This window comes from Pseudomonas sp. Ga0074129 (genome assembly GCA_001465025.1).
GTDB lineage: Bacteria > Pseudomonadota > Gammaproteobacteria > Pseudomonadales > Pseudomonadaceae > Aquipseudomonas.
The window spans coordinates 26412-48717 of sequence record LNDO01000057.1; the positions used below are offsets into that span (position 1 = coordinate 26412).

16 protein-coding genes are annotated in these 22306 nt (G+C 56.3%); 12 read left to right on the forward strand and 4 right to left on the reverse strand.

The window, feature by feature from the left end; all coding sequences use genetic code 11:
• The first annotated feature begins 87 nt into the window (after positions 1–87).
• Positions 88–705, forward strand: coding sequence for a bifunctional phosphoserine phosphatase/homoserine phosphotransferase ThrH (gene thrH / locus AUK77_RS05410; RefSeq protein WP_296126983.1), 618 nt, complete (start codon positions 88–90; stop codon positions 703–705).
• 97 nt (positions 706–802) lie between these two features.
• Here the strand turns inward: thrH and pabB are convergent, their stop codons facing one another.
• Positions 803–2152, reverse strand: coding sequence for an aminodeoxychorismate synthase component I (pabB, locus tag AUK77_RS05415; protein ID WP_296126985.1), 1350 nt, complete (start codon positions 2150–2152; stop codon positions 803–805).
• 161 nt (positions 2153–2313) lie between these two features.
• Here pabB and AUK77_RS05420 point away from each other — a divergent pair, with 161 nt between their 5' ends.
• From AUK77_RS05420 to AUK77_RS05450, 7 genes are all read left to right on the forward strand, one after another.
• Positions 2314–5028, forward strand: a complete 2715-nt coding sequence (locus AUK77_RS05420) for a LuxR C-terminal-related transcriptional regulator (protein WP_296126987.1) — start codon at positions 2314–2316, stop codon at positions 5026–5028.
• Positions 5025–7748 (forward strand): LuxR C-terminal-related transcriptional regulator, encoded by a 2724-nt coding sequence (locus tag AUK77_RS05425; RefSeq protein ID WP_296126989.1) that lies wholly within the window; start codon positions 5025–5027, stop codon positions 7746–7748. The genes AUK77_RS05420 and AUK77_RS05425 overlap by 4 nt, the downstream gene beginning before the upstream one ends.
• A 243-nt stretch (positions 7749–7991) precedes the next feature.
• Positions 7992–8453 carry a DUF6160 family protein gene (locus tag AUK77_RS05430; RefSeq protein WP_296126991.1) on the forward strand — a complete coding sequence of 154 codons (462 nt, stop codon included), beginning with the start codon at positions 7992–7994 and terminating at the stop codon, positions 8451–8453.
• A gap of 88 nt (positions 8454–8541) precedes the next feature.
• Positions 8542–9303 carry a C39 family peptidase gene (locus AUK77_RS05435; protein WP_296126992.1) on the forward strand — a complete coding sequence of 254 codons (762 nt, stop codon included), beginning with the start codon at positions 8542–8544 and terminating at the stop codon, positions 9301–9303.
• 38 nt (positions 9304–9341) lie between these two features.
• Positions 9342–10349, forward strand: a complete 1008-nt coding sequence (locus tag AUK77_RS05440; RefSeq protein ID WP_296126993.1) for a transporter — start codon at positions 9342–9344, stop codon at positions 10347–10349.
• A gap of 17 nt (positions 10350–10366) precedes the next feature.
• Complete coding sequence (locus AUK77_RS05445) at positions 10367–11959, forward strand: outer membrane protein transport protein (protein WP_296126995.1); 1593 nt, start codon at positions 10367–10369, stop codon at positions 11957–11959.
• Between the two features lie 9 nt (positions 11960–11968).
• Positions 11969–13117 (forward strand): MalM family protein, encoded by a 1149-nt coding sequence (locus tag AUK77_RS05450; RefSeq protein ID WP_296126997.1) that lies wholly within the window; start codon positions 11969–11971, stop codon positions 13115–13117.
• Between the two features lie 229 nt (positions 13118–13346).
• Here the strand turns inward: AUK77_RS05450 and AUK77_RS05455 are convergent, their stop codons facing one another.
• From AUK77_RS05455 to AUK77_RS05465, 3 genes are read right to left on the reverse strand one after another with little or no spacing between them, the layout of a single operon-like run.
• Positions 13347–14333: an alpha-L-glutamate ligase-like protein gene (locus tag AUK77_RS05455; protein ID WP_296126998.1), complete on the reverse strand. Its 987-nt coding sequence runs from the start codon at positions 14331–14333 to the stop codon at positions 13347–13349.
• Between the two features lie 4 nt (positions 14334–14337).
• Positions 14338–15864: an inactive transglutaminase family protein gene (locus tag AUK77_RS05460; protein WP_296127000.1), complete on the reverse strand. Its 1527-nt coding sequence runs from the start codon at positions 15862–15864 to the stop codon at positions 14338–14340.
• A 5-nt stretch (positions 15865–15869) separates the two neighbouring features.
• A complete protein-coding gene (locus tag AUK77_RS05465) occupies positions 15870–16412 on the reverse strand; it encodes an ATP-dependent zinc protease (RefSeq protein WP_296127002.1) in 543 nt (180 codons plus the stop codon).
• 292 nt (positions 16413–16704) lie between these two features.
• Here AUK77_RS05465 and AUK77_RS05470 point away from each other — a divergent pair, with 292 nt between their 5' ends.
• From AUK77_RS05470 to acnD, 4 genes are read left to right on the forward strand one after another with little or no spacing between them, the layout of a single operon-like run.
• Positions 16705–17442 carry a GntR family transcriptional regulator gene (locus AUK77_RS05470; protein WP_296127003.1) on the forward strand — a complete coding sequence of 246 codons (738 nt, stop codon included), beginning with the start codon at positions 16705–16707 and terminating at the stop codon, positions 17440–17442.
• Positions 17439–18323: a methylisocitrate lyase gene (gene prpB, locus AUK77_RS05475; RefSeq protein ID WP_296127005.1), complete on the forward strand. Its 885-nt coding sequence runs from the start codon at positions 17439–17441 to the stop codon at positions 18321–18323. Before AUK77_RS05470 ends, prpB begins: the two co-directional genes overlap by 4 nt.
• 22 nt (positions 18324–18345) lie before the next feature.
• Positions 18346–19500, forward strand: coding sequence for a 2-methylcitrate synthase (gene prpC, locus AUK77_RS05480; protein ID WP_296127008.1), 1155 nt, complete (start codon positions 18346–18348; stop codon positions 19498–19500).
• A gap of 11 nt (positions 19501–19511) precedes the next feature.
• On the forward strand, positions 19512–22121 hold the full coding sequence (gene acnD, locus AUK77_RS05485) for a Fe/S-dependent 2-methylisocitrate dehydratase AcnD (RefSeq protein WP_296127194.1): 2610 nt from the start codon (positions 19512–19514) through the stop codon (positions 22119–22121).
• Positions 22122–22306: the final 185 nt, after the last annotated feature.

Here is a 22306-nt window from a genome sequence, read left to right on the forward strand (position 1 = left end):
GATTTGGGTATAAGGCTTGCGTTGCAGAGCCTTGGGTGAGTCGCTAGAGTGCCGCCTTCTTAGATAAATCCAAGTTAGGAGTGTCCTGTGGAAATCGCGTGTCTCGACCTGGAAGGCGTGTTGGTCCCGGAGATCTGGATTGCTTTTGCAGAAAAAACCGGCATCGAATCGCTAAGAGCGACCACCCGGGATATTCCGGATTACGACGTGCTGATGAAGCAGCGCCTGCGCATTCTGGATGAGCACGGCTTGAAGCTATCCGATATTCAGGCGGTGATCGCCACCCTCAAACCGTTGGACGGCGCGGTGGAATTTGTCGACTGGTTGCGTGAGCGCTTTCAGGTGGTGATTTTGTCTGACACCTTCTACGAGTTTTCTCAGCCGCTGATGCGTCAACTGGGCTTCCCGACGCTGCTGTGCCACAAGTTGATCACTGATGAAACTGACCGCGTGGTGGATTACCAACTGCGTCAAAAAGATCCCAAGCGTCAGTCAGTGTTGGCATTTAAGAGCCTTTATTACCGTGTGATTGCAGCTGGTGATTCGTATAACGACACCACCATGCTCAGCGAAGCTAATGCCGGCATCCTGTTCCACGCACCTGAGAATGTCATCCGCGAATTCCCGCAGTTCCCGGCTGTGCATACCTTTGAGGACTTAAAACAAGAGTTTCTCAAGGCATCTAATCGCTCGTTGAGCCTGTAATACGCCTTCACGTGGTATGTAATAAAAAGCCGATGCCGGGTAACTGGCATCGGCTTTTTGTTGCGCTAGGCTCAGCCAAACAGCGGTTTCGCTGCGGCTAATCGCAGCATTGCTCCAGGGTGTCGAGCAGCACTTTGACCTTGGTGATGGACTCTTGGTATTCGGCTTGGACGTTTGAGTCCGCCACAATACCGCCGCCGCCCCAGCAGCTGATTTGCCCGTCTTTAGCCAACAGGCTGCGGATGGCAATCGAGCTGTCCATTTCACCGCGTACATCCAGATACAGCAGGGAGCCGCAATACAGCGCTCGGCGCGTAGGTTCCAACTCATCGATGATTTGCATGGCGCGGATCTTCGGTGCGCCGGTGATCGAGCCACCTGGAAAGCTGCCAGCGATCAGGTCCAGCGCATCTTTGTCTGCCGCCAACTCACCGGTCACAGCGCTGACCAAATGGTGCACATTGGGGTAGCTCTCCAGCGCGAACAGTTCTGGCACTTTGACCGAGCCCGTGCGGCATGTGCGGCCCAAATCATTGCGCAACAGGTCAACAATCATCAGGTTTTCAGCGCGGTCTTTAAGGCTACCGAGCAAGTCTTCCGCTTGGGCCTGATCCTGAGCCGGTTCCGCGTGGCGAGCTCGTGTCCCTTTTATAGGGCGCGTTTCGACCTGGCCCTTGCTGATGCGCAAAAAACGCTCGGGCGAGAGGCTGATAATGGCGGCGCCATCCGCTAACACCTGATAACCCGCAAAAGGCGTTGGGCACGCTTTGCGCAATGCCAAGTAGGCGTTCCAGGGTGAGCCTTGATAGCGTGCGCGAAACCGTTGGGCAAAGTTGACCTGGTAGCAATCGCCAGCCTGGATATAAGCCTGGATGCGCGCGAAGCTCGCTTGATAGTCAATTTCGCTGAGGTCTGATTTAAACCGCTCCAGCAGCTTGAACGGCTGTGTAGCGGCGGGCTGACCACAGCTAAAAAACTCAAAAAGCCGCTTTTGCTCGGCATCGCTCACGCTCGGATGAACGACCAACAGGCTGCTTTGCTGTTGGTGATCGGTGATCAGTGCCCAGGCATACAGCCCAAAGCGCGCATCCGCCAGGTTGAGGTCATCCACCGCCAAGGCGGGCAGGTGCTCCACGCGGCGTCCGAAGTCATAGCTGAGATAACCAATCAATCCGCCGACAAACGGTAAATCAAGATCATCCGGCGCATGACACTCACCAAGAACGCCAAGGCTCTGCCGCAAGCGTTGCAGGAAAGCGTTGGCCGTTTCGTCGGCGCTTGGTGCCAGTTCTGCCAATGGCCAAGCGCTAAGAAGATCATAGCGTCCGCGCTGCGCCGTGGGCCGGCCTGCATCGAGCAGGACGGCACCCGGCGCATCGATGAGCATACTGAAGTAAAGGGAAGGGTCTGCGTGATAGGGCAGAGCCTGTACATGACAAGTAGGCATATGACACGTTCACAGTGTGCGAAGGCTGATTGTAGAGCCTCGCCCACATTCATCCTAGCGCTGAAGATGGGTTTACTCGGAAGCCTTACGCTCATTAGTATGAGTGCAGCCCCGGATATTCACGCAACGCCTAAAACAATAATGACTACGGGATAAAGGCAATGGATGACGTTATGGATCCAGCCGCTGGAAGCCTCCTGCGTGCCAAATTGATGCCTCCTCAAGCTGTTTCGGACAATCTGCTCCGGCCGCAGTTGGAAGCAGCGCTGTGTGCCAATGTTCATGCCCGTGTGCTCTTGCTGGCCGCTCCCGCGGGCTTTGGTAAAACCAGTGCCCTGGCCGCCTTGGCGCGGCTGCGCAAAGAGCAAGGCCACAACGTTGCCTGGCTGTCGCTCGGGCCTGGCGATGACGAACCCTCACGTTTTCTTCTGCAGCTGATTGAGGCGCTGTGCAGTGCCTTGCCGAATTTTGGTAATGAGGCTCTGGCTTACCTGCAGAACACCATGCGCGTGCCCGTTGCTGCTGTTATGGAAAGCCTGCTGGCGGAGTTGGTGCAACTGGAAGCACCGCTGCTACTGGTGGTGGATGATCTGCATCTGATTCAGGACACCGAGTTGCTTGCTGCGCTCAATCGACTGATCAAGTTCGCCCCTGACAGCTTTACCCTGGCCATTGGCAGCCGCTCTCAGCCGGCGCTCAACTTGGCGACGCTGCGCGCTAAAGACCTGCTGGTAGAAATTGGCGAACAAGAACTGCGGCTGAGCAAGGCAGAAACTCGCGATTATTTGCAGCGCAGTGGCCTGCAATTGGATGCGGTGGCGTTTTCGGCGCTGTACAGCCAGACCGAAGGTTGGATGGTGGGCGTGCACCTTGCCAGCTTGTGGTTGCGCCATCAGCCCCAGGCCGCCGCGCAGATTGCTGATATGGGCACTGATCAGGTGGCTGTGGGCGACTATTTACTGCGCAGTGTGTTTGAACAGTTACCGGTGCAAAAGCAGGAGTTGCTATTGGCGCTTGGCATCGCGCAGCAGCTCAGCGGTGACTTGGCCAATGCCCTGACGGGGCGGCAAGATGGTCAGCAACTGCTGGAAGAGCTTGAGGCGATGCAGTTGTTTTTATTGCCCCTGGACCGTGAGCGGCTGTGGTATCGCTTCCATAATCTCTTCGCTGATTTCTTACGCAATCGTTTAAAAGAGCGTGACCCCGAACGCTTTAAACAACTGCATTTCAATGCCAGCCTCTGGTTCACCAATCACCATATGCAGAATTTAGCCATCGAGCATGCGTGCCTGGCTGAAGATGCTGAAATGCTGGCGGCCTTGGTAGATGGCTGCGGTCTTGAGTTGATCAATCGGGGTCAGCTCAATTTGATCTACAAGTGGCGCCAGCATGTGCCGGATGAGATTGCCGAGCGCTTTCCGATATTGGTCTTGGCCGATGTGTGGATCCGCGCTGCCGAGCTGAGTCTTAACGAAGCCAACCGCATGCTTGATGAGTTGCTCGATCACTGGAATGAGAGCAAATCCAGCGGACCATTGAGCGATAAAGTACTGGCCACCATGGCGGTCAAATCGGTTATTGCCCTGCAGAAAGATGATCTGCCGTCTTGCATAAGCCTGGCGCGGCGTATTGAAGCGCAATTGGGTCAGCACAGCGCTTTTCTCGAAGTGGCCATGTTGATCGTCGGTGCGCTGGCCAGCGTCATGAGCGGTCAGCCGGATCAGGCCAAACGTTTATTGGCCCTGGCGCAACAGCGCAATCACTTTCTCGAAGGTCGCTACCTGGATATGCAGTTGGCTAACGTCGAAGTGTTGATGAGTCTTGAGCAGGGACAGGTTCGCCAGGCTGAATTGTTGTTTGCACAACTGCGTGCCCGTGTAATGCCTTGGTTTTCGGATCGCTCACGGGCCTTGGCGTTGCCAACTATCAGTGAGGCGCTGATTGGTTATGCGCAAGGGCGCTGGGAGGGCACCGAAGAGCGCCTTCGCTGGGCCTTATCCACTGTTGATGTGATCAACCCAGTGGATATCTATGCGCAGGGCATGTTGTGCATGGCCCATGTGCAGCGCATACAAGACAATCCTAAAGACGCTCACGCCACGCTGGTGCTGATGCAGAACCTCGCAGCGCGCAATCAATCGTGGCGGTTTTATGCCCAGTCAGTGGGCGATGAAGTGGCGCAGATCCTTCAAGAGCCTGCCGCTGATCGTTTCAAACGCGCTGAGCTACGCCTCAAATCAGTGGACTGGAACAAGCTGGCTGAGCATTACCCGCACATGCGCTTGAATCCCGTGCTGTGGGTGCGTGGCCTCACGCGTATTCGCTTGCAGCAGGCGCGCGGGCATTACAGCGAGGCGTTACATGAAATTACTCAACTGCGCAGCACCTTGCTCGACAACTGGCACGGCCTGCAGCGCTTGCGTCTCGACCTGCTGGCGGCGCTGAGTTATCAGCGCTTGGGGTACCAGGAGCGTGCGCAAAGCCTGCTGGTGCAATGCCTGATTGGCGCTGAGCGTGAAGGCGTGCGCAGCCTGTTTATCGAGGAAGGCGAGTCCATCCGTTTGCTTCTGCAACAACTTGAGGCCGCCGAGCGTCAGCCTGCCTTGCAAGGCTTTATTCGTGGGATTTTGCTGATTTGGCCTGGTAGCAGTGGGCGGCAATCGCTAGAGGTGCTGGAGGAGGGCCTTACCGAGCGTGAGCGCGAAGTGGTGTGTTTGGCCGCGCAAGGCATGTCCAACGAAGAAATTGGGCTGCAACTTTCCCTGGCGCTGGGAACGGTCAAGTGGCACCTGCACAATATTTACGAAAAGCTCAAAGTGCGTAATCGCACCCAGGCCATCCGGCGTGCCCGCGAACTGAGTCTTCTGGACCTATGAACAGTCAATTTTCGCCCGCCCAGGGCACACTCCCGTTGCTGCGTACCAAGCTGTTCCCGGCGGAGTCTGCCGGGCGCCCTTTGCTTGAACGCTCGGTTTTGCTGGATCGCTTGTTCAATGCCCGCTCGCAGCGGCTGATTCTGCTAAGTGCGCCCGCCGGGTTTGGTAAAAGCACAGTGCTGAGCCAGTTACGTTTGCGCTTGCTGCAAACCGGTGCCTGTGTAGCGTGGCTGTCATGTGATGAGGCCGACAGCGAGCCGCAGCGTTTGCTGCATTACCTGATTGCCTCGATTGAAGCGCAGTTAACGGGCTTTGGTGTCAGTACGACGCGTGTGTTGCGCGATGACATGAGTGCGCTTAACGAAGTCTTGCTGGACTCTTTCATCGCCGATCTAAAAAAAGTTCAGGGTGAGTTGTACCTGATTTTTGATGATTTTCACCGCGTGCGTCACGCTGACCTCGGGCCTTTGGTCAAGTATTTCTTCCAGCAACTGCCGGCGAACGTTCGCGTCATCGGCAGCATGCGGCACAAACCCAAAGCGCCGGAGCAAGCCCCGCTCAGCGGATCCTGGTTTACGTGGATTCAAGCCGACGAGTTGCGACTCAGTCGCGCCGAGACGCAAGCCTACTTTAGTGATCTCAAGCAGATCGAGCTCAGCAGTTCTGAACTGGACTTGCTGTATCGGCGCACCGAAGGCTGGGTGACGGCGTTGCACTTGGTTGCTCTGGCCCTTGCGCGGCATCCGGATCGCAGCAGTTTTCTCAAGCGGCTCTCTGGTACGGAGCGCAATATCGCCGATTATCTGGCTGAGGATGTGCTAAGTCACCTGCCCGCTGAGCAGCAGCAGTTTCTTGAGCAAACTTCGGTGCTCGATGAATTTAATGCCGAGTTATGCAATGCCCTGACCGGGCGCTCCGATGCTGAGCAAATGCTTAAACGTCTGCAAACGGCGCAGCTGTTTGTGATTGCGCTGGATGAGCAGGGCGAATGGTTTCGTTATCACCATTTGTTTGCTGAGTTTTTGCAAGGCCGCTTGAGCCGTCAGGGTGATCCTACCCATTTGCTGCATGCCGCCGCGCGTTGGTGTGACAGCCACGAGCTGACCGATAAATCCGTCAAATACGCCTTGCGCGCGCGTGATTACGCTTTTGCTGCTGAATTGCTCGAGCGTCAGGGTGCCACCCTGATCGCCGGTAATCAGGTGTACGGCATTTTGGCGATTCTCAAGGATGTACCGGCTGAAGTGATCCGCGAACATCCGGTCTTCCAGATTTACTACGCCTGGCAACTGGCATTCGAACAGAAATACGCCGAGGCCGAAGCGCTGATTGAAGAGGTGAGTTCGCGTCTTATGCAGGGCCGTGGCAAACCGATGCATTTTGGTCTGGCGGTTTTGTTGGCGGTGGCGCAAGTGCTTAAAGCGTTGGTGCTGCTTTACCAGGACAAGCTTGAGGCCGCTCTCAAGGTGGCGCGCCACTGGCTGGCGCTGGTGCCGGATAATCAACCGGTTTTCCGTGCCAGCATGTCCTGTATTCAAGCCGCCGGCTATGCGTTGCTCGGTGAGTTTGGCGATGCGGCCAAAGCCATTGCGGTGGCCCGGGCCAACCTGGAGCGGGCTGACAGTGAGTACTTGCATGCGGTGGTCAGCCTTATCGAATCGTTGATCTGTAAAGAGATGGGGCAGCCCGAGCGTGGGCGTCGCTTGGCGGAGGCTGCTAGAGCGCGCGTCGAACAGGTATTTGGTCGTCGCAGCCGTGTCGGCGGACCGCTCTCTTTGGCGTACGCAGACTTGCTGTACGAACAAGATCGGCATGCGGCGATTCTGGCCGAGCTGCCTCTGGCCACTACCTGGCGTGATGTGGCTACGCCTGTTGAATTGGTCAGTCGCGGCAAATTGGTCATGGCCAAGGCACGTTTTTTTGCCGGCGAGGGCGAGCAGGCGCTGGCTGATTTAGATGAATGGCTAGCGGGGTTGCATGGGCCAGGCTATGAGCGGGTTTACGCGTTGGCTATGGGTTGCAAGGTGCATTTTCTGCTGTGGTTAAGTCGACCGAACGAGGCCGAGCGTACCTGTATGCAGTTGCAACGACACTTGGCCGTATTAACGCCTGGCCGTTACAGCGACGTTGAGGCCGCTTTAGCGCTGTGTGAGGCGCGGCTAGCCCTGACTGAGCGGCGTGCTGACAAGGCGCAGAGCACGCTTGAACTGGCCCTGACCAAACAGTCGGCGGAACACCAGCGCGACCGGCGTTTGCGCCTGGCCCTGTTACTTTCTGTGGCGTACTGGCGCAAAGGTAACAGCGATAAAGCCTTCGCCCTGTTCCGTTCAACCCTCGAAGACGCTTGGGGATGTGGTTACCGACGAATCTTTCTCGATGATGCGCTGTGGTTGTTGCCGCTCTGGGATGCGTGGTGCGCGGCAGAGCCTGGCCAGGCGCATGCATGGCAAGGGCTCGCTGAACAGTTGCGCGAGCAGTGCCGTAGGCTGTCTATAAATTTAGAAAATATCGATGATAATCAAGATGTTAGTCATCGTGAGCGAGAGATATTGCGATTGGTGGCGGCTGGTTTGTCTAACCGTGACATCGCCCAGGCTGTGCATTTGTCAGAAGCGACCATCAAATGGCATCTGCACAATCTGTTCGCCAAGCTGGGCGTGCGCAGCCGCACGCAGGCTGTTCTAAAAGGCAAAAGTTTGGGGCTGTTGAGTGAAGCCTGATGACCGCGCTCATCCAGCTTGCTCGTTTGGCGCTCCATCCCTTGGATGGGCTGCCAGCCAAGGCTGAGGCCAGTAACTTTGTTACAGGACGAGAAGCATGGTGCTTCACGATTCCAAGCCTGGCACGAATAGGGAAGCAGTGTCAGACCTGGTGAGTGGCGTGAGCTGCTGTAGCTGATACGGACAGGAGTCCGGTGCAGCCTGCCGGGGACAACCCATTAGTGAACTGTGGAGACAATAACAATGAAAACCCTCAAACAACTGGCTCTGGCTACCGCTGTTCTGGCTGTTCCTTTCATGGCTCAAGCTGAACTGAAAGCTATGGATGACAACGCTCTGTCCAGCGTAACCGGTCAGGACGGCATCAGCATTTCCGGTAGCTTCAACGGCTCTATCGGCAGCGTTGTGTACACCGATGGCGATACCAACGGCGGTTCGCTGCGTCTGGAAACCATTGCCTTTACTGGTTTCAACATTGCCGATAATGCTCCGGTCAAAGTTGACGTTGTGACCACTAGCATCACTCCTTCCGGTGGCGGTACAGCGGTTGCCACTCAGCAACTGCAAATCAGCCTGCCGACCATCACGGGTCAGCTGAGCGTTGGCGCAATCAAAGTTGGTGGCGCGGGCGCTGCTAGTATTGGTTCCTTGGCTGTCAACGACATGAACATGGCTGGCACCACTGTAAAAGTCTGGGGCCACTAAGTTCGCTTAGCTGCTTGATGTTCTGAAAAGTCTTATCGGTTTAGGCCGGTAAGGCTTTTCTATTGGGGTTTAGGGGTGCAGTAAGCCAATGGTTGAGATTTTATTGGGCAGTCTGATCAGCGTATGGGGGTTCACCGAAGCGGTGGATACCAAGCCGCCTGCTCCGGGCACCGTGTATATCAACCAAAACGGGCTACCCAACGGACCTTTGCGTGAATCGGTCACGCTCGAGCCCATGAGCCAGATGCAGTTTCGCAACGTGATCCGTCAGGCCTATGACTACAGTTGCGGGTCTGCAGCACTGACATCGCTGCTAGATTATTTTCTCGGGCTTAACTTGCAAGAGCGCCAGGTGATGGAAGGGCTTTTGCAGTTTGGTGAGGCCGATAAAATTGTTGAGCGACGCGGTTTTTCATTGCTCGATATGAAACGGCTGGTCACCGCGCTGGGTTATAAAAGCGGTGGTTTTCGCGCTGAATTTGCCGACCTTGATGCACTTGAACACCCGGCCATCGTGCCGATTGAGTACGCTGGTTTTAAGCATTTTGTGGTCGTGCGTGATGTGTACAACGATCACGTCTTTGTTGCCGATCCGGCGCTGGGTAACATCAGCTTTACCCGCACCCGTTTCGAAGAGGTGTGGGATCAGAACGTGCTTTTTGTAATTTTCCCTAACGGCAATGAACCGCCCAATGCTCTCGCATTAAGCGAGCAGGATTTACGCTTGGTCGATGACAGAACAGTCAGCTTGCTGGCATTTCGCGAGTTTCCGGAAATGACCAAATTTACCGACAACCAAGCCACAGAGTTGGGGTCGCAGGGCGATCTTCGGTATATCCGTCGTAAATAAACCGCCCGATATAACAATAAATATGTGGGGGCTTTGCCATGAAAGTGTTGCCTTGTGTATGGCTGGCCATTTTGGCGGGTACTGTTTGTATTAAAGCGAATGCCGACACAGCCTCGGTTGACGATGCCCGTGAGGCGCTGAGCAAACAGGAAGACGATGCCGACAGTGCCAAAGCGCTGGAGCAAGTGTTTCAAGCCGCTGAAAAAAGCTACACCCTGCTTAAAAAGGGTGAGCGCACCCTGACCTATGGCGTTGACTACTCTTTGGTGCGTGACACGCTCATCGAGACTGTGCGTACCAGCAATAACAATGTGTTCAGCGTAATAGGTCAGAGCGAGGCGCAGCACACCTTCACCAACTCCTTCACGTTTGACTATGGGGTGTGGGACAACCTGACCTTCAGTGTGCGCCTGCCACTGGTTGCCAAGTACGACACCGAGCGTGACCTTAACGCCTACAGCCTTGGCGATGTGTCGGCCAGTTTACGTTGGCAGCCATGGACATCGTTACGCGGCAAGCCGGTCACTACTCTCTACGCCACATTGGGTTTGCCCACGGGTAACAGCCCCTATGACATCAATACGCAGAGCGATCTGGCCACCGGCAGTGGTGCTTACAGCCTGGGCGTGGGTGCCAATCTTTCTTATGTGATCGACCCTGTGGTGCTCTTTGGGTCGCTGGGTTACACCTACAACGTTCCCATAACGGGTATCGGCCAAGTGCGCGGTGGTCGGTTACTGGAAGAGGTGGATCCCGGTTCATCGTTCTCGCTGAGTATGGGCTTCGCTTATGCCTTGTCCTACGACGTGTCACTGGCCACCTCCTATCAAATGTCGCATTCGCTTAAGCCCACCTTCTCGTTTGCTGATGGCGACGCTGAAGGGCGAGGGCAAACCAGTGCAGTGATGAACTTTTCGCTCGGTTTGCGAACCTCGCCAGAGCGCATTGTTAACGTCAATGCGGGCTTTGGTATGACGGAAGATTCGCCGGATGTGTTGCTGGGCATCTCGATGCCTTTGGACATCAAAGGCCTCAAGGCCCAATAAAGGCGAGCGAACTCATCATGATTAAGCGAGTTTCGCTGCTTGCGCAGGCGATTGCCGGGGCTGCTGCGCTTTATGCCGGGCTGGCCGATGCTCAGTTGGCGCAGAACCTGACCATTGGCAGCCCCAAAGCCATGGCATTAGGCAATGCCATCACGGCCGACTTTAGCGGTATTGATGCCGTGCATTACAACCCTGCGGCTCTGACCAAGCTCAAAGGTCGGCAAACCACCATGAAATTCATCACAGGCATGATGGACATCCGGGCTGAGTTTGATGCGCCAGCGGGGTACGGCAGCAATTTCCTAGGTCTCAATGATGACCCTGTGGCCAACTCATCCAGCCGCGCAGGTTCGGCCATGATGTACCTGCCGGGTGTCGGTGGTGCTGTCGAATTGCCGATGCTGTTTGCGCCCTTGGCCGGGTTGTCGATAAACCCTCCGGGTTCCAAGATTACCTTCGCCACCAACGTGTATACCCCGCAAGCCCTCGGCTTTGCCCGTGAGGATGACGATCCTGGTCGTTATCAAGGTAAGGAGTTGGTGATTCAGCGGCTGACCTATTTTTCCCCGTCGGTGGCTTATCAGGTAAACGATGAGCTGTCTGTCGGGCTATCAATCGGTTTCTCACATCAGGCCATGGCGCTCAACCAAGACTTCCGTGCCCCTGGTGTTCTGACCGGCTTTACCGGCGTTGCGCAAGATGCGCTGTGTACGGTGCAAGGCAACCCCTTCGAGTTGTTGCTTAATTTGTGCGGTGGCGATTTGGGGCCGTTCACTGATATTGCCAATATCGATATCGACATGCAGCAAAGCCTTTCACCCACCTGGAATATTGGCTTTCTCTGGGAGCCGACTGACTGGTTCGCCTGGGGGGCGGTTTACCAGAGTGAAGCCAAGATGCGTCTCAAAGGTCGTTATGTCGTTGAGTACTCCGAGGACTGGCAGGGCTTTTGGCAAGGTCTTGATTCATCACTTATAGGCGCAATCTTTAATAGTCTGACGCCCAGCGGCGTGTTCAACGAGGAAGTCGGTAATGTCTCGCTGGACATGACCTATCCCGCGCACTTTTCAACGGGCCTGAAACTCAAGCCGCATGATCGCTGGCAGATCAATTTTGATCTGAAGTGGACTGACTATGCTGCGTGGGACAAATTTGAGCTCGAGTTTGATCGCGAACTGGATGTCCTGACCATTGCCAAGTTGTTTTCGCCCAATAATGCAACGTCCACCAGCATCATCTTGGATCGCGGTTATGAATCGGTCTGGAGTTGGGCGGTGGGCGTTGAATACCAGGTCAATGATCGCCTGAGCCTGCGCATGGGCTACGAGCCGCGTCCCTCTGCCATTCCGGCTAACAAGGCCGATGTGCTAGCCCCATTAGGGGATGCCAATTTGTATGGCCTGGGCGTGGGGTATCAGTGGGACAAAGATACCGTCATCGATCTGGGTTTCAACTACCTGGTCAGCAAACAAGACATCCCCGCCCGCTCCAGTTGCAACATCAACTGTTCGACCATCGACAGCATGGTGTACAACCCCTATGCCGATCTTGATGTTAAAACCCGCGTCAAAGCTTATGTCTTGGCATTGACCTATCGCACCACTTTTTAGGGCCAGGGTATGCGTGCTTATTGGGTGCTATGCAGTCTGTTGGTCAGCCTCGATGCGACAGCCTCCGGTCGCTACCTAACGTGGGTGGATGATCAGGGTCGAGTGCACAATACCTTTGTCGGCGAGCGTTTGAATGCCCATCAACGCTCTGCCGCCAGCACGATCCAGCGCACGGATGATGCGCGAATGAATGAGCCAGCCAGTGGTGGTTGGCCCGGTAGTTCACGTAGCGGGGAGAGCAAGCGTCGCTATTTCACGTGGGTTGATGCCAGTGGCAATCTGCAAAACAGCTTTTATGCCGGACGTCAGGTACAGGCCGGTGGCAATGAAATGCTGCTGGATACCGGCGAGCAGGCAGACGCATTTATCAGCTCTGACGTACTGGAGGGGCGTGATTTCGCTCGCAGCGAAGAGGATGGCCGCTATTTCACCTGGGTGGACGAACAAGGACGTATGCGCAACTCCAAGGTTGCCGCTCAGGGTGCCGTAACACAGCCGCCAGGGATGCGTACTGTTGTGCCCACGCAAGGCCGCGAAGTGAGTTTTGCCGCAAGGCCGCAGGCCTTGCCAGGGCTCGACGGCCAGCCGAATGCCGCTATGCAGGCGCTGTTGAAGGGGGCTGATGGTCGCCAGAGCGGTCGCTACCAGGCGCTACAGGAGCGTTGCTGTGGCCAGTTGAACGATGATAATTTTTCTGTGCTCAGTGCAGATGAACCCCGCTACGAAGAGCTCAATCGCTTCTCGCCCAGCCTGGATTTCCCCATGGGTAAAAGCTACTACGCCGCGTTGAGACTGCCGCGTTCGCAGTATGACTACGGATTGCGCGTGCGCAGTTTTGCCAATAAAAAAGTGGCTTATCCATCGCTATTGTTTCTTGACCAGGCCAAGCAACCCACACGCTTGGTAAGCGATGCGGTTTATCAATTGCATGCAGAAACTTGGTATCGCTATGCGTTTATCGAAGGCACCGTACCGGTGCGTGCAGCAGCGGGAGAGCAGTACGTATTGCTGTTGACCACGGACGAAGATCGCAGTTTGCAAACGCTTGATAACAGGCCTTTCAAACGTCCGCTGCAGGCTCTGACTGTAGATGAAGAGGGCATGCAGGCCCATGCACACAGCGAAGAAGGTGCCTTCGAATTGGCGGTCGTGCGCTAGCCATCGCATTGAGTCCGCTCGCAACGCAGTAGGTCTTGCCAGCCATCGATAATCGGATGCTGAGCAATATCTATTTGACTGCGCCGGAGCCTCACATGTGTCACCAGGAATGTGATCAGCTGAGCGCTATCCATCCCATCCCCGTCGTCAACGGAAAGCCCTGTGTCAGGTCATACGTCGATAAGCAAAAAGCCCGGAGGTTTTCCGGGCTTTTTGATGTTACAGAGACTCAGATCTGAGCGATGGAAACGTGACCAAAGAGTTCTTGAGAGAAGCGCACACGCTCTTCAGGGGTTTCCACAATGCCTTTCTTGGCCAGTTCTGCAATGCGCGCCTCAACAGCGTGGGCGCGGTGGGTTAGGCCACAGTCATTGGCGATCTGAATGTTCAAACCAGGACGGGCGTTAAGTTCGAGAATCAGCGGGCCTTTGTCCTGATCCAGCACCATGTCTACGCCGATATAACCCAAGCCGCACAGCTCATAACAGCCCGCAGCCAGTTTCATAAAGCCATCCCAGTTCGGCAATTGCACACCATCAACAGCGTTGGCGGTGTCCGGGTGCTTGCTGATTTTGTTATTTAGCCAAGTCCCGCGCAGCGTAATGCCTGTCGCCATATCAACACCCACACCGATCGCGCCTTGGTGCAAGTTGGCCTTACCGCCGGATTGGCGGGTGGGCAAACGCAGCATGGCCATCACCGGATAACCCATAAGCACGATGATGCGAATGTCTGGCACACCTTCATAGCTGATGCTTTTGAAGATCGGATCAGGGGTGACGCGATACTCGATCAGTGCGCGGTCGCGGTGACCGCCGAGTGAGTAAAGGCCCGAGAGAATGCTGGAAATCTGCTGTTCGATCTCTTCGTGGCTGATGATCTTGCCGGAGACGGTCTTGTACTTTTCCTCAAAGCGATCAGCGATGACCAGAATGCCGTCACCGCCGGCACCCTGGGCAGGCTTCACCACAAAATCAGGGCGCTCGCCGATGATGTCGCGCAGTTTTTCAATGCCCTTTTCCGTGTCGATGATGCCGTACATTTCCGGCACATCGATGCCGGCTTCGATGGCGCGCATCTTGGTGATGATCTTGTCGTCGACAATCGGATACAGGTGCCGTTTGTTGTACTTCAGCACGTAATCCGCGTTGCGCCGGTTGATACCCATGATGCCTTTGGCCTCAAGGGCTTTCCACGTCTTGATCAGACCGAACATGGCATTAATCCTTGAGGAAGGCTTTAAAGCGGAACAGCTCAGTCAGGCGGTAGCCACGGTAGCGACCCATCGCCAGCATGAAGCCCACCAGAATCATGAGAACGGCCGGGAAGGTGAAAATAAAGTAATTCAGCTCCGGTACGCTCATCAGCAGGTGCGCCAGGGTGGCGGCGAACAGGGTGCCAATAGCCACTTTAAAGGCGTGCGAGCCGCCTCGCTCTTCCCAGGTAATCGACAGGCGTTCGATGGTCATGGTCAGAATCACCATTGGGAACAGTGCCACCGACAGACCGCGCTCAAGGCCCAGCTTATGGCTGAACAGGCTGATGGCCGCGATTAACACCACCACAAACGTTAGCACTACCGAGAGTCGTGGCAGCATTTGCAGTTTGAGATGTTCCAAGTACGAGCGTAGCGACAAGCCGAGGGCAGTGATCACAGTAAACAGGAAAATACCAAAGCCCAGTTGCGTTTCGCGGAAGGCCAGAGCAATCAGCACAGGGGTAAAGGTTCCCAGTGTCTGAAGGCCGCCCAGGTTACGCAGGATCAGAATGACCAGCACACCGATCGGGATCATGACCATGACCATAAAGGTCTGCTGCGTTTGCAGTGGCAGGCCATAAAGGCTGTATTCAAGGAAGTCAGCGTCAGTGTTTTCGTCGGTCAGCTTAGCCAGGCGTATGGCATTCATTTCGCTGTTATTCAAGCTGAAGCTAACTTGCGCCTGCTTACCACCTTCAAGGGTCACCAGGTTTTCGTCACCAATCCACCACACCAAACGGTCAACTGGCAGGCCTTGTTCGCCGGTTTCCGGATTGAAGTAAAGCCATTTTTCACCGTTGAAACTGCGCAGCCACAGTTCAGGGCTTTGCTGGATTTCAGAAGCCAGGCGAATGGTGTGCACACGCTCCATAGGGACGTGAGCGATAGACAGCAGCAACTCAATGGCTTTTGATTTGTTGGATGTTGACGCATCGCCGCCAAGCAACAGTTTTACGTTGTCATCGTTGGGGTTGTTGACGCGTTTGATGGTTTCACTGATGAAGGTTTCCACATCCGCAGAGTGCTGACGGATGGGGGCCAGCAGGGCTTCGGCCGCAATTTTTTCGGCACCTTCGACTGGGATGCTATCGCGGAAGATCGGTCCCTTCGCCTTGGCTTGTTCACCGCTATAGCGCTTGGTCAGCACCAGGCGGTAGTACAAGGTTTGTTTACCGTTGGCGCGACGGGCTGACCAGGTCACCTTACGGTTTCCGTCCGCGCGGTTGATGCTCACACCGTAGTTATTGGAAATGAAGCTTTCATTGAGGCTGACATAATCCTGAGCCAGGGGCGGCACAAACATCTGCAGTTTGACCGGCTCGCGCGGGCTGGCCTGGAATTCGACTTTGGCGTCGATGTTCCAAAGATCATCAGTCTCATCGGCGGTCATGGGGATGCCGAGGATGAAAATCTGGTAGGCCGTGATCAGAACGCCCAGGCTCACAAGGAGAATAATCAGGACTTTCAGATGAAGGGTAAGAGAGCGCATGGGAATTACTCGCCAGGGTTTGCGTCAGGGGTGCAAGCAGGCTTGCCTGCTGCGTATTTAAGGCTGGGGTCGACTACTGCTGAGAAACGCGTCAGTGCATCGGAGCCTATCAATAATGGGTATTGGAATGCACTGCGGTCAGTCAAGTTCACTTCAATGCTGCGCAAGGTTTGCCCCATGCACACGTCCATCTCGATAACGGGACGCGCTGTATAGGTTTTGCCTTCTTCAGGATCATAGTCGCCTGCGCGGCGTTTGATTTTGCTGATGCGCGCAAGCGGGCGTTCAATTGGGCTGCTCTGGGCTTGATCAATGCCTAGGTAGAAACGAACCCAGGTTTCACCGTCACGTTTGAAGCGTTTGATATCGCGCGCACTGAGCGAGGCTGTTTTGGCGCCAGTATCGAGTTTGGCTGCAAGCTTTAGATCCAGATCCAGCAGGCGCACATATTCATTGAGCCCATATACGGTTTTTTGCTCGGCCACGGCTGTGCCGAAGCCAGTAGCAATCAGTAGGCACAATAGAAGGTAGGTGGGTTTGAGTGTCATAGAGCCTGTAGGTATCGGGGTAGGGCGAAGAGGTGCGGTGTATTACTGAATAGTATTGCTGACGTTGAGTCTAGCAGGCGTGACGGATTTACCTTCGGGCCTTCAGCGGGCGGCATTCTATCATGGGCTTTTTCAGTGCGGACAGGCGCTTAGACGCCTTTATGCAAGTAAAGATGGATGTAAGGTTCGACTAAAGTCAGTACGTATATTGTCGACACATTGTTGCTTTTAATTGACTGATTTGGATCTTGAGGGTAGTTTTAGCCTATAAAATCAGGCTGGTGTCGACAATATGCTGGAAGTGATTGAGCCTATCGATACGCTGCAGGAGGATTCCGAAACCCTCTCGGAGCAGGTTTTTCGGCGCATTCAGGCGGCCATCGTCAAAGGAGAGATCGCGCCGGGCAGCAAAATATCTGAGCCTGAGCTGGCGCGTACCTATGGCATCAGCCGAGGTCCGTTGCGTGAGGCCATCCATCGCCTTGAAGGGCAGCGGCTGCTGGTGCGCATTCCGCATGTCGGCGCACGGGTGGTTTCGTTGTCTCATGCCGAACTGATTGAGCTGTATGAAATTCGCGAATCGCTTGAGGGAATGGCCTGCCGCCTTGCCGCTGAGCGCATGACGCAAAAGGAAATCGATGAGCTGCGCCAAGTGCTGGACCTGCACGAGCAGGATGAAGCATTTAAGGCGGGCGTCGGTTACTACCAGCAGGAAGGTGATTTTGACTTCCACTATCGAATCATTCAGGGCAGCGGCAACAAGACGTTGACGCAAATGCTCTGCGGCGAGCTGTATCAGTTGGTGCGCATGTACCGCTTGCAGTTCTCCGCTACGCCCAAACGTCCACGCCAGGCCTTTGCCGAACACCACCGTATTCTCGATGCCATTGCTGACCGCGACGGTGAGTTGGCCGAGTTGCTGATGCGTCGCCATATCGGCGCTTCCAAACGCAATATTGAGCGTCACTTCACCCTCAGTACGGGGCAGGGCGCACCTTCCAAGACAGCCAAAAACCGAGGTGAGTTATGAGTCAGCTTTCTCCAGGTCAGCGTTTCCGTCAGGCCCTTGCTATCGAGACGCCATTGCAGGTTATCGGCGCGATCAACGCCAACCATGCGCTTTTGGCCAAACGCGCAGGCTTTCGGGCTATCTACCTGTCGGGTGGCGGCGTGGCGGCGGGCTCCCTTGGTTTGCCGGATTTGGGCATCAATACGCTGGATGACGTACTCACTGATGTGCGTCGCATCACCGATGTCTGCGATCTGCCGCTGTTGGTCGACATCGATACCGGTTTTGGTCCCTCGGCCTTCAATATTGAACGCACTATCAAGAACCTGATTAAAGCTGGCGCCGCTGCCGCGCATATCGAGGATCAGGTGGGGGCCAAGCGTTGTGGTCATCGCCCTGGCAAAGAAATCGTAACCTGCGAAGAAATGGTCGACCGCGTGCGCGCTGCCGCTGATGCCAAAACCGACCCGGATTTCTTTCTGATCGCCCGTACTGATGCCATCCAGGCCGAAGGTGTAGACGCAGCGATTGAGCGTTGCCAGCGTTACGTGGAGGCGGGTGCCGATGGCATTTTTGCCGAAGCCGCCTACGACTTGCCAACCTACAAGCGCTTCGTCGACGCGCTGAATGTGCCGGTGCTGGCCAATATCACCGAATTTGGTGCTACGCCGTTGTTTACCCGCGACGAATTGGCGTCGGTTGGCGTGGCCATCCAGCTTTATCCGCTGTCGGCGTTCCGCGCGGCCAACAAGGCGGCTGAAAGTGTCTACACCTCGATTCGCCAGCAAGGCCATCAGCAGGATGTGATCGAACTGATGCAGACCCGTGCCGAACTCTATGACCGCATTGGCTATCACGCTTTTGAGCAAAAGCTTGATGCCCTGTTCGCGGCAAAAAAATAAGACCGGACTTGAGGAGATAACCATGAGCAGCGAAACCACCCCAGGCTTCAAACCGAAGAAATCTGTGGCCCTCTCCGGCACCGCCGCCGGTAATACGGCCCTGTGCACCGTAGGCCGTAGCGGTAACGACCTGCATTACCGTGGCTATGACATTCTGGATGTCGCCACCACCTGTGAGTTTGAGGAAATCGCTCACTTGCTGGTGCACGGCAAGCTGCCCAATGTGGCCGAACTGGCCGGCTACAAAGCCAAGCTAAAAGCCCTGCGTGGCTTGCCGGCGGCGTTGAAAACCGCCTTGGAGCAACTGCCACCTTCGGCTCACCCGATGGATGTGATGCGCACGGGTGTTTCCGTGCTTGGCTGCCTGTCGCCCGAGAAGGACGACCACAACCATCCCGGCGCGCGTGATATCGCCGACAAGCTGATGGCGTCGCTCGGTTCCATGCTGCTGTACTGGTATCACTTCAGCCACAACGGCAAGCGCATTGAGGTGGAAACCGACGACGATTCCATCGGTGGTCACTTTTTGCATTTGCTGCACGGTGAAGCGCCGCGTGAGTCTTGGGTGCGCGCCATGCACACCAGTCTGGTTCTCTACGCCGAGCATGAATTCAATGCATCCACGTTCACCTCGCGGGTGATCGCCGGCACCGGTTCCGACATGTTCAGCTGCATTGCCGGTGGCATTGGCGCGCTGCGTGGGCCCAAGCACGGTGGTGCCAACGAAGTGGCCTTCGAGATTCAGAAACGTTACGACAACGCGGATGAAGCCGAGGCGGATATCCGCGCGCGCGTGGAGAAAAAAGAAGTGGTGATCGGCTTCGGTCACCCGGTTTACACCGTCAGCGACCCACGCAACAAGGTGATCAAAGACGTGGCCCGCGAGCTGTCGGCTGAGCAGAGCAACATGAAGATGTACGACATAGCCGAGCGCCTGGAAAGCACCATGTGGGAAATCAAAAAGATGTTCCCCAACCTCGATTGGTTCAGTGCCGTCAGCTACCACATGATGGGCGTGCCGACCGCTATGTTCACCCCGTTGTTCGTCATCGCCCGCACCTCGGGCTGGTCCAGTCATGTGATTGAGCAGCGTATCGACGGCAAGATTATTCGCCCGAGCGCCAACTATGTAGGCCCCGAAGACCTCACCTTCGTGCCGCTCAAGGACCGTAAATAATGAGCACCTCACTGAATACTCAATACCGCAAGCCGCTGCCCGGCACGTCGCTCGATTACTTCGACACCCGCGAGGCGATTGATGCCATCGCCCCCGGTGCCTACGCCAAACTGCCCTACGTATCCCGCGTTCTGGCTGAGCAGCTGGTGCGTCGCTGTGAGCCGGCCGCGCTGACTGATTCGCTCAAGCAGCTGATCGAGCGCAAGCAGGACCTGGATTTCCCCTGGTACCCGGCTCGCGTGGTCTGCCACGACATCCTCGGTCAGACCGCGTTGGTCGACCTGGCCGGCCTGCGTGATGCCATCGCCGAAAAGGGTGGTGATCCGTCCAAGGTCAACCCGGTAGTGCCGACCCAGCTGATTGTCGACCACTCCCTGGCCGTGGAAGCGCCGGGCTTCGATCCGGACGCCTTCGATAAAAACCGCGCTATCGAAGACCGCCGCAACGAGGACCGATTCCACTTTATCGAGTGGACCAAGACCGCGTTCAAGAACGTCGACGTGATCCCGGCCGGTAACGGCATCATGCACCAGATCAACCTGGAGAAAATGAGTCCGGTGATTCAGGCGCGTGGCGGCGTGGCCTTCCCGGATACCTGCGTGGGCACCGACTCGCATACCCCGCATGTCGATGCTCTGGGTGTGATTGCCATCGGTGTTGGCGGTCTGGAAGCTGAAACCGTGATGCTCGGCCTGCCATCGATGATGCGCCTGCCCGACATCGTCGGCGTGCAGCTTACTGGCAAGCGCCAGCCTGGCATTACCGCCACCGATATCGTCCTGGCTATCACCGAGTTCCTGCGCAAGGATCGTGTAGTCGGTGCTTGGGTCGAGTTCTTCGGCGCGGGTGCGGACAGCCTGTCGATCGGCGATCGCGCGACCATTTCCAACATGTGCCCGGAATACGGTGCCACCGCGTCGATGTTCTACATCGACCAGCAAACCATCGATTACCTCAAGCTCACCGGTCGCGAGCCGGAGCAGATCGAGCTGGTAGAGAACTACGCCAAGACCACCGGACTCTGGGCTGATGCCCTGGTCAGCGCCGAGTATGAGCGCGTACTGAGCTTCGATCTTTCCACCGTCGTGCGCAACATGGCTGGCCCGTCCAACCCGCACAAGCGCCTGCCGACTTCAGCGCTGCATGAGCGCGGTATTGCCGATGAAGCCAAGCTGGCCGCCGGCAAGCTCGAAGAAGCTGAAGGCCTGATGCCCGACGGCGCGGTGATCATCGCCGCCATAACCAGTTGCACCAACACCTCCAACCCACGCAACGTGGTGGCTGCCGGCTTGCTGGCGAAGAAGGCTAACGAGCTGGGTCTGCTGCGCAAACCGTGGGTCAAAACGTCCTTCGCTCCGGGTTCCAAGGTTGCCAAGTTGTACCTGGAAGATGCTGGTCTGCTGTCGGAGCTGGAAAAGCTCGGTTTTGGCATCGTCGGTTATGCCTGCACCACCTGTAACGGCATGTCCGGTGCTCTGGATCCGGTGATCCAGCAGGAAATCATCGACCGTGACCTCTACGCCACGGCGGTGCTGTCCGGTAACCGTAACTTCGACGGTCGTATCCACCCCTACGCCAAACAAGCGTTCCTGGCTTCACCGCCGCTGGTGGTGGCTTACGCGATTGCCGGCACCGTGCGTTTTGATATCGAGCAGGATGTGCTCGGCCACGACCGCAATGGCAATCCGGTGACGTTGAAAGACCTGTGGCCAAGCGATGAAGAAATCGACGCGATTGTTGCCGCCTCGGTGAAACCTGAGCAGTTCAAGCAGATCTACATCCCGATGTTTGATCTGGGCACCATTCAGGAAGCAGAAAGCCCGCTGTATGACTGGCGTCCGATGTCCACCTACATCCGCCGTCCGCCTTACTGGGAAGGTGCGCTGGCCGGTGAGCGCACGCTCAAGGGCATGCTGCCGCTGGCGATCCTGCCAGACAACATCACCACCGATCACCTGTCGCCGTCCAACGCGATCCAGATGAACTCAGCCGCCGGTGAATACCTGCACAAGATGGGCTTGCCCGAGGAGGACTTCAACTCCTACGCCACCCACCGCGGCGACCACCTGACGGCGCAGCGCGCTACGTTCGCCAACAAAGAACTGGTCAATGAAATGGCCGTTGTTGACGGTGCGGTGAAGAAGGGTTCGCTGGCGCGTGTCGAGCCGGAAGGCAAGGTCATGCGCATGTGGGAAGCGATCGAAACCTACATGAGCCGTAAGCAGAACCTGATCATCGTTGCCGGGGCTGACTACGGTCAGGGCTCGTCGCGTGACTGGGCAGCCAAGGGCGTGCGCTTGGCGGGTGTGGAAGTGATCGTGGCCGAAGGTTTCGAGCGCATCCACCGCACCAACCTGGTCGGTATGGGTGTGTTGCCGGTGGAGTTCAAGCCGGGAACCACCCGCCTGACCCTCGGTCTGGATGGCACCGAAACCTACGACATCGAGGGCGAGGTATCGCCGCGTTGCGAACTGACCCTGGTGGTCAATCGCCGCAATGGCGACGTGGTCAAGGTGCCGGTGATCTGTCGTCTGGACACCGCTGCTGAAGTCAACGTCTACAACGCCGGCGGCGTGTTGCAGCGCTTCGCTCAGGACTTCCTGGAAGGCGCGGTGGCTTGAGTCTGTAGGGCGGATCACGCTTCACCCATCCACCGTTGAGTTCTGCTTGGTGGATGGAAAGCGTCATCCGCCCTGCGTCTAGGTTTGGCGTTGTAGGAGGGGGCTTTAGCCGCGATTTAGCGTTAAGAAGCTCGCGGCTAAAGCCCATCCTACATGCGCAGTCGTCACATAATTTGGAGTAGGTA